Annotated in this window: 6 protein-coding genes and 2 pseudogenes; all 8 read right to left on the bottom strand. The window is 57.1% G+C overall.

Going from position 1 to position 8890, the window contains the following annotated elements:
• Positions 1–226: pseudogene (locus CPT76_RS37930) on the bottom strand (hypothetical protein); the annotation flags it as partial.
• A 60-nt stretch (positions 227–286) separates the two neighbouring features.
• The gene (locus tag CPT76_RS28330) at positions 287–2407 is read right to left on the bottom strand and encodes a hydantoinase/oxoprolinase family protein (RefSeq protein ID WP_105445242.1); all 2121 of its coding nucleotides are present in this window, start codon (positions 2405–2407) and stop codon (positions 287–289) included.
• A 937-nt stretch (positions 2408–3344) separates the two neighbouring features.
• Positions 3345–4375, bottom strand: a pseudogene (locus tag CPT76_RS28320) (FAD-dependent oxidoreductase).
• Between the two features lie 67 nt (positions 4376–4442).
• Positions 4443–4703, bottom strand: coding sequence for an FAD-dependent oxidoreductase (locus CPT76_RS40725; protein WP_258168872.1), 261 nt, complete (start codon positions 4701–4703; stop codon positions 4443–4445).
• A 428-nt stretch (positions 4704–5131) separates the two neighbouring features.
• Positions 5132–5755 carry a flavin reductase family protein gene (locus CPT76_RS28315; protein ID WP_105445241.1) on the bottom strand — a complete coding sequence of 208 codons (624 nt, stop codon included), beginning with the start codon at positions 5753–5755 and terminating at the stop codon, positions 5132–5134.
• A 355-nt stretch (positions 5756–6110) separates the two neighbouring features.
• Positions 6111–7457 (bottom strand): glycoside hydrolase family 127 protein, encoded by a 1347-nt coding sequence (locus tag CPT76_RS28310; protein ID WP_105445240.1) that lies wholly within the window; start codon positions 7455–7457, stop codon positions 6111–6113.
• A gap of 37 nt (positions 7458–7494) precedes the next feature.
• Positions 7495–8325 carry a carbohydrate ABC transporter permease gene (locus tag CPT76_RS28305; protein ID WP_105445239.1) on the bottom strand — a complete coding sequence of 277 codons (831 nt, stop codon included), beginning with the start codon at positions 8323–8325 and terminating at the stop codon, positions 7495–7497.
• A partial coding sequence (locus tag CPT76_RS28300; protein WP_146116453.1) for a carbohydrate ABC transporter permease occupies positions 8322–8890 on the bottom strand: 569 nt, incomplete at its 5' end. The genes CPT76_RS28305 and CPT76_RS28300, both read right to left, overlap by 4 nt.

The following is an 8890-nucleotide window of genomic DNA, read 5'->3' as shown; positions in this document are numbered from 1 at the left end:
TTTCGTAGCGGAGGCCTTCCCTGCGGTACAGCTCGCGGATGGACATGCCCCGGCAGGCCTGGGCCGCTTCCCTGCCCCTTTGGAGCGACCTGTCCACATAATAGGCCAGGCGGTCCTGGGGAATTTTGCGGTACAGCGGGTCCTTGGTGAGCTCCGCATGGGCGAGCACCTCATCGGTCAGTCCAAGATGTTGAACATTCCAACCGTATCCCTGGAACTCCGGCATGCCTTTCATCCCCCTCCTCGTGTTCTAACCTTGATCTATCTCTTCATCTCTTTAGCTGTTCTATTGGTACGCAATGACGATCATTTCGTCCTCGGACTTCAGCATCTCCGTTTCAAGCGTGAGAATCGACAGCAGCTGCTCCTTCGTCTGCATGCCGGTCAAATCCAGCATTTTCTCCTTATAAAAGGCAAACACCTTCGGGATCGTCGCGTTGGCGTCGGAGTAAATCGTATTGTCGTCCAGAAATTCGTTAAGCCGGTCATCAGCCGCAGCTTTCGTGACTTTCGTAAATTGGACGCCGCTCTTCTTGAAGCGGACAACCCCTTCGCGGTCCAGCACGGCGACGTAGTTGACCTTCTTCTTCATCAGACCGAACAGGGATTTCTTCGTCTGCTCCGCTTCGAACAGGCTCCAGCGTCCGCTCTGCGCCGCCAGCCGGGTGTTCTCCGGCGATTGGTCGACCGAGCTGGCCGCGACCGCCGTCATTTCTTCCAGCGGCATCGCCTGCTGGCCGAGATCTTTGGAGCGCAGCTCGGTCGAGCCGGTCGCGATAGCCCGCAGAATGTTCTTCTGGCTGTCAATTTCAATCGTGACCTCCACCGTCTCCTCCCTGGCTCCCGATTGGACGATCCGCTCCACGATGTCGGCACGGATCCGCTTGATATCCTCTTCCGTCGGATTGACGACGGTCCGCTCCAGCTGCTCCTTGACCATGGCCAGCGCCACACCGATCGTGGAGACATAGGGCGCGTTGCTGGCGATCTGACTCTTAAAGCCTTCCCGTTCGGCCATCGCCGGCACCAGCACCGCCCCGCTGCCACCACCGCCGACGAGCGTAACAAAGGCCCGGTCCAGCTCATAATCCTGAATCATCTCATTTACGGTTTTCATCGTTTTATCGATCGCAATGTCCATCACCTTGCGCGCGGCTTCCTCCACGCTCAGACCAACATGTGCGGCAAGGGCTTCCCATGCTTTTACTGCCGCTTCCTTGTTACCATATGCATAGTCGCCCTCCGGCACGTAGCCGAGGATGTTGGCTGCACCCGCCAGCGTATACGAGAACTCCCGTCCATTTCCGCACTCGCAGATGGCGTATTCGGCCGGATCGCCTTCCCGGGGGCTGACGAATCTCACCTTCGGACTGACGATTTCGTCCGCCGGTGCAAACGCCTCGTACTCCTTGCCGGCGATGTGCGCGCTCCGCGGGCCGACGTCGGTAATTTTGCCGCCGGACACCTTGATCATGCTGCCGCCGGCAATGCCGAGCGTGCGGACGTCCAGCGACTGCAGGTACGTGCGGTGGCCGCCGACCTGGGCGTTCTGGATCATGACCTTGCCGTTTTTAATGACGGAAATGTCTACGCTCGTTCCGCCGACCTCGAAGAAAATGCCGTCCGAAATTTTCTCATACATCAAAGCGCCCGCCACCCCGGCCGCGAGGCCCGACAGCATGGTCAAGATCGGGCGCTTCCGCACCTCGTCGATGCTCATCACGCCGCCGTCGCAGCGCATGATCATCAGCTGGGACTGGATATTGGCGTTTTTGACGGACTTCTCGGTCATGTTGGCCGTTTCCATCATTTTCGGAATGAGGGATGCGTTCACGACCGCCGTCCGCGTCCGCGTCTTCAGCCCGTACAGCTGGGAAATTTCGTGGCCGCCGGTGGCATAGATGCCCTTGCGGTTCGCCAGTTCAATGACCCGCAGCTCATTGGTCGGATCGTCGACGCTGTACGCCTCGGAAGCGACGATGACTTCAGCCCCCTGCTGCACCAGGGCGTCGATGGCGGTCTCAATGTCTGCGTCCGTGAGATTTTTGGAGTCGAGGAACGTATGATATGTTTTCAAAAACTTGCCTGGCGCGAGCTCAATATCCCCCGGATTGGACTCGGACCTTGCGCTCATGCCGTCGAGTCCCGTGCCCATACCGATGATGCCGACTCTGGCCACGTCCCCTTCAAGCAGGGCGTTGGTCGCCTGGGTTGTCCCATGGGCGATAAACGTGACATCCTCCGGGAGAATGCCCTGGCTCTCCAGAATCCGGTTCAAAATCTGCACGATCCCCTTTGCCACACCGTCCTCATCATGGTGCGTCGTCGGGATTTTCATTTTGCCGATGACTTCAAACGTTTCGTTGTCGATGACGGCCGCGTCCGTAAACGTTCCGCCGACGTCGATGCCTACCCTTACTTTTTTCTCTCCATGTTACCCTCCTGAAGTCAGGACAGGGGAAGGCCCGCATCAAGCGCGCCGATGATGACGGCCGGAACGATATCGNTTTTAAAAGTCGAACACCAGAATAACCGGCACCAGCGGGCTGATTAGCGCATAGGTCGGCACCTTCTTGCCGTCACCGCCGGTAGCTNCGGGCATCGCCCACGCTCTGCGTCCCTTGCCGTCCTTGCGGATATAGAACACGATCATGGCCAGGGAAAGCACGATCAGCGGCAGCGCGGCCACCATCGTGTAGTCGGCGATTTGGTCGACCGAGAGCCCGAGCACATCAACATACACGGCCCAGTTGGATACGTTGAAAAGCGCGCCCACCCCGACCGCGGACAGCACAACGATCGACGCAACAAACTGCGAAATGCCGGCGGTCAGCATGATCGGAATGACGATCGTACCGACCAGGATCACCATGCCCAGCCCGCCTGCGGCGGAGAAAATAATGGACGCGGTCACGAAAAACAGAATCGCGATCAGCATCGGCTTATCCCCGGCCAGCTCGGCGGCTTTGCGGATAATCGATTTGGTAATGCCGACCTTGTTCAGGATTTGTCCGAACCAGGCGCCGAACACGAGGCCGGCAATCGCCCCGGACAGCCGCATCGAGCCGGACGCCAGGATTGTTTTGGCAATGCTTGTCGTATCGGGATTATTCGAGTTCCATGGTACCCCGGCGATGATCGCAAACAGGATCGCCATCAGCGGAAGCGCCAGAATTGCCGGGATTTTGCGCGTCATCATCAGCCCGACGAACACCAAAAAAACAATCAAAATACCGATCGCTTGCACCCACATTACACCAGTCACTTTAGTTACCCCTCTCGTCATGAGATTCCTTCACATGGTTCCTTCACATGTTTACTTCACATGCTTAATGATTCATGGCCTATATTTCCAAATGGGCTCCTTGGGCCTTGAGCTGAGCCTGCACCGCTTTGATGTCCACATCCTGCACGTTAACGCCATGTTTGGCCGCGTTCGCCGCAGCCACGCCTCCCGCATGGCCTATCGCTCCCGTCGTCGGGGTCGTTCGCATGGCCGCCTGGGCTTCAAACGTCGCCGAGATGCAGCGGCCGATGACGATGAGGTTTTTCACAGAATTCGTGATCATGCAGGAGTAAGGAATGCTGTACATGCCGCCCCACTCCAGCTTCTGATGCTTCGTCCCTTCCCCGTCCGGGCTGTGAATGTCGATCGGATAGCCGGAATGGGCAATGGTATCGTCAAAAAGCTTCTGTTCCAGCAGGTCCTCGGCGGTCAGCGTGTACACCCCTTTGATCTGGCGGGAGCTGCGGACCCCGATGTTCGGACCGGTGGACTCCACGACTGCGTTCTCGAAGCCCGGAATGTATTTGCGGACAAACAGCTCCAGCTCGCGGCACTGCTTCCGTCTTCCATCTCAGCCAGGCTGAGGCTGAACGCATCGGTCGGATCGTGGCCCAGAATCCGGGTCGTATTCAGAATGACCTCGCCCGGATTGTTCGTTTCGAAGAACAGCACGTTCTCGCGCTGGATCGAAATTTCGCCGCGCTCCTTCGCCTTCCGGAACAAGCTGTCAAAACCGCCGACCGACAGGCGCGGCGCCTTCTCGATGATGGAGGTGTCGCCGTTGTAAAGCGGAAAATCCTCCGGATGCGCATGGATGTACTCCTTCACTTTGGGGATGTTCACGTTGTACATTTTCATTTTCAGCGTCATTGGCTGCATTGCCCCGTCGGATTCCCGGCCCTTCGTGAACTCCGCCCCGGCGCCTACGGAAAGGTCCCCGTCCCCGGTTCCGTCGATAAACACGGATGCCTCGATGTCGGTCAGGCCCGACTTGTTGCACACCTTGATGCTGACAATGCGTCCGTCTTCCGCCTTCACGCCGGCGAGCATCGTGTGGTACAAAATCTCCCCGCCGCTTTCGGTCACCATCAGCTCCAGTTCATGCTTCATCGCCTCGGCGTCGAACGGGGTTACCGAATACGTAAAGCCGACCGTGTCAAAAATATGCCCCGGCCGACTTCCCCTGCCGCTTCAGCCGTTCGATCAGCTGGTCCGTAAAGCCCCGGATCGCCAGCTTATCCCCCGCATGGAACGTCATCATCGGTCCGACGCCGTTCGCCGTCAGCGTACCGCCGAGAAACCCGTGGGACTCCACGATCAGCGTCTTGGCCCCCGAGCTTGCGGCCGCCACCGCAGCCATCGAGCCGGAAATACCGCCGCCCATAACCACCACATCATACTTCAGCTTGTTCTCCAATTCGTCCTCACTCCTCCGGTAAATGATGTATGATTGCTTCTTGATTCATAGACTATCAAAACCTTCAGTTTATGTAAACGCTTTTAGGAAAATATTTTTCTATATATCCGGATTTTTAGTAAATAATTTTCCGACGGTTCTATTTTGGGGTTACACGGCATATAACAATGAGTTTGGAGTGGGAATGGGTGAAAGAGTTTGCGGACATTGTTGGGACGGGAAGGTAAAGAGAAAATGATAGAGGATAGAGTAATAGGAGATATTGTACGTGGCAGTGGATATAGTAATAGGAAAGGTGGGTAGCTGGGGAAGTCAGTCTCGCATGCCCACGAATTGCCGCCCTTCAAGGCGCACTCGAAACAAAAAAACACCGGATTTCCATCCGGTGCATCCTTCAACAGACCTGCTAATGCTGTTTGTATTATAGTTTACTTCTCATAGTTTTTCGCCATAAACGGCTCCGCCAGTCTTGACGGGTGCAGCTTGCGGCCGAGGCCGAAAAACTCGCAAAAGCTCATGATCAGCGGGTTCCACCGTTCGGGGTTGATGTAGTTTTTCTCCCCCATCAGCAGCTCCTCGTCGATGTGGATCCGCTTGATCTTCATCTCCATCGCCGCGATGGAGCTTGGCTCCTCAAAGGAGTGGATCTGCACCAGCTCCGCCTCCAATTGAACCGGGCACTCCCCGGCCCGCGGCGCTTTTACCAGGTCCGATGGGATTTGCGTAAACCCGGAAAGACCGAATTTATCCGGTTCGTACCGGTAGCCCATCTTTGCCTTGTAATCAGGGACGGGGCTCGCCCCTGTCGTCAGCGCCAGGCGATCCACCTGACTGACCAGATCGGCCGACGGCAGATTCAGCACGCATTCGCGCTCACGCTTGATGTTCTGGACCGTCTTCGATTTGCCGCTCATGCCGAGCATGCAGGACTGATTCAGCCACCAGGCCGAAGACATCGGGGCTAAATTGGCCGAACCGTCCTCATTCAAAGTGCTGATCAGAACTACAGGCGTACCAAAGTAGAGAATATTAGGTTCAATCGTTGTAAGCATCCTCTTACTTCCCCCTATCCAATTGTAAAAATCGTTGACCAAGGGATATCCTGCAGGGCTGCAGCCACCTCAAGAAATATCTCGGCTTAAGTATACTGCCGCCGGCGAGGGCTTGGAAGGCCTCCCAAGTATAAGCGCAAGATAACAAAACCGCACAAACAGGCGCAGGTGCTCAGGTTCTATCTGAAGCCGCAAGCCAAAAAGCACCGGGATCTCTCCCGGTGCCTCAATCTATCATATAAAGCTACAGCAAAGCGGATCCTATCTGGCTCCCGGCATATGGTGGCGAACCTTTGACACGCGCCGCCACAGTGAACCTGCGCTCACCTGACTGCCCTTATACACACGCTTTACCCTATACCGAATACAGCCGCCCGTCTTCCTCTTCCTTCAGCCAGACCTGCATGAATCCCGGCTCCCGGTTGTCCCACAAATGGTACGGGACAAAGCGGTACTGCCGCTGCCCGTCAATCCCGGTGAGGGCCACCATGCCGCCCAGCTCGTCCCGTGGCTCCAGGCCAAAGGAAATGCCCGGCCGGACCGCAAACTCGTCATAAACGAGTTCCGGGTTATCCGCTTGCTCCAGGCAGTACACCAGCGGCCCGCGCTGAACCGCGACACGTCCCCGGTCGGCCTCGACCTCCGGCCGCGCGTGCACCTGCTGAACCGGCATCTCCATCACGTAGTCCATCGTGTCGCCCGGCTTCCAGCGGCGGCTGAGCACAAGGAATCCCCGGTCTATGGTCCAATCCGCAGGAGCCACGTTCTCCCCGTTAATGGACAGCTTCGCCCCGCGGCACCATCCCGGCAGGCGCAGCCGCACCGCGAATTCGGCTTCCCGGGCCGGCTCCACCTCGACATGAACATGCCCGTCCCAAGGATAGCGGGTTACGGTCTTCATCAAAACCCGGCTGCCGTCCTTCAGTTCCAGGTCGGCCGTACCGGCGACGAACTGCAGCATGACGGGGCCTTCCTCGTTCACGGCGTAATTGTATCCGCCGATCGAAGGCAGAAACCTCACCAAATTCGTCGGGCAGCAGGACGTGTCGAACCATTCGGTCCGGTGATGATCGCCCTGTGACGCCAGCGGATTGACGTAGAAAAAGCGGTCGCCGGACAGCGAAATCCCCGCCAAAGCCCCGTTGTACATGGCGCGTTCCACGACGTCGGCGTACTTCGCCTCGCCAAACAGCAGGCTCATCCGGTGGTTCCAGAACACCATCGCGATCGAGGCGCAGGTTTCGCAGTAAGCGCTCTCGTTTGGGAGGTCATAGTCGTGCGTGAACCCTTCATTATGCCGGGACGGCCCGATGCCTCCGGTAATGTACATGTTCCGGGCTTCAAGCGTGTAATACGTCGTCAGGTATCCGTCCGGCTCCTGCGCCGCTGCAATCAAGCCGATGATCCGGTCGATCTCCGCCTCCAGCTCGGGGTCCCGGTCCGCCATCAGCAGATATGCCGCGCCTTCAAGCACCTTGTACACATCGGAGTCGTTAAAATAGATACCCTCGAATTCCCCTTCCATAAGGCCGGCCGCTTTGGCGAAATTGCTGATCCGCCCGGTCGATTCGCATTTGTCCAGGCAGGTCCGGAGCGTCACCTGCTTGCATACCTCCAGCCTCTGCTTCCACAGTTCATCTTGGATCTTCACTTGAGTAAAAGGCACGCCCTGCCAGCCCTGATGCGAACGAGTCGTTGTCATCCTGCACCCTCTCCCTTCATGCAATATCTTGCGATGCTTATCCTTTCAACCCCGTCAGAGTAATTCCTTCCAGAAAATAACGCTGTCCCAGCAAAAAAATGACCACGCACGGGAGGATGACCACCGCAGAGGCCGCCATGAGCAAATCCCACTGGGCCGAGTAGCTGCCCTGGAACATCTGAAGGCCAAGCGCCAGCGTGAAGCGGCTGTCGCTCTTCAAGTAAATGAGCGGTCCCATAAAGTCGTTCCAGGTGCCCAGGAAGGTGAACAAGGCAACGACGATCACTGCGGAGCGGCTGAGCGGCAGGATGATGCGCCAATAGATTTGAAAGTAACCCGCCCCGTCGACGACGGCCGCTTCGTCAAAGTCCTTCGGAATCGACATATAGAATTGCCGCAGCAAAAAGATGTTGAAGATCCCGCCTCCGAAAAAGGACGGCACGATGAGCGGATAATACGTATCGTAGAATCCGAGCTCCTTCCAGCCGAGAAAGCTCGGGATGAGCGTCACCGCTCCCGGCAGCATCATGCTCGACAGCAGGACGGCGAACACAGCATCCCGCCCTTTCCAGCGGATCCGTGAAAACCCGAACGCCGAGATCGTGCTCGTCAGCACCGTTCCGATCATCACGCTCGCCACAATGACCAGCGTATTGACGAAGTACGTGCCAAACGGGAGGGACGTAAGCGCCCTTTTATAATTGTCCCAGTGGAAGGGATGCGGAATCCATTCCGGCGGCATCACGAAGATTTGCGATAAATCCATCAGCGAGCTACGGACCAGCCAAATAAACGGGATGATAAACAGCAGCGAGATCAGTCCAAGCGCCACATAGCCCGCGCCCAGCTTCAGTCTGGATTCCCTCATGACGGACCGCCTCCTTCGTAATGAACCCAGGATTTCGACGATCGGAACACGAGGAACGTAAACGCCAAAATGATCACGAACAGCACCCAGGCCAGCGCCGAGGCATAGCCCATTTCCGTATCCCGGAACGCGGTCCGCCACAGGTAGAACACGAAGAACAAACTCTTGTCGTTCGGTCCACCCTGGGTCAAAATATACGCCTCATTAAACACCTGGAAAGAGCTGATGATGGTCATCACCGCGTTGAAAAAGATCGTCGGCGTCACCATCGGAATCGTAATATGACGCAGCTTGTGGTACCACCCGCCTCCGTCCACGTCAACCGCCTCGTAGTACTGCTTGGGAATGCCGGACAAGCCCGCCAGGAAAATGATGACGGTCCCTCCGATGCCCCACAGCGTCGTCAGCACGATGGAGGGGATAACGCTCTTTTCGGAAAAAATCCAGTCGCTCGTCGGCAGATGAAGCCATTTCAGCATCATGTTGATCAGCCCCAGGTCCGGGTTGAGCAGCCACATCCAAATCATCGCCGAGGCTACCGCCGGCACGATGCTCGGCAGATAAA

The sequence above is a fragment of the Paenibacillus sp. AR247 genome, from assembly GCF_002968895.1.
Lineage (GTDB): Bacteria > Bacillota > Bacilli > Paenibacillales > Paenibacillaceae > Paenibacillus_AQ > Paenibacillus_AQ favisporus.
This window is presented reverse-complemented; position numbering and strand designations above follow the sequence as displayed.

Bases quoted from the DNA above. Each gene is read 5' to 3' on its own strand.
- CPT76_RS28315 (WP_105445241.1), bottom strand. From the start codon at position 5,755: ATGCTTACAACGATTGAACCTAATATTCTCTACTTTGGTACGCCTGTA.
- CPT76_RS28310 (WP_105445240.1), bottom strand. From the start codon at position 7,457: ATGACAACGACTCGTTCGCATCAGGGCTGGCAGGGCGTGCCTTTTACT.
- CPT76_RS28305 (WP_105445239.1), bottom strand. From the start codon at position 8,325: ATGAGGGAATCCAGACTGAAGCTGGGCGCGGGCTATGTGGCGCTTGGA.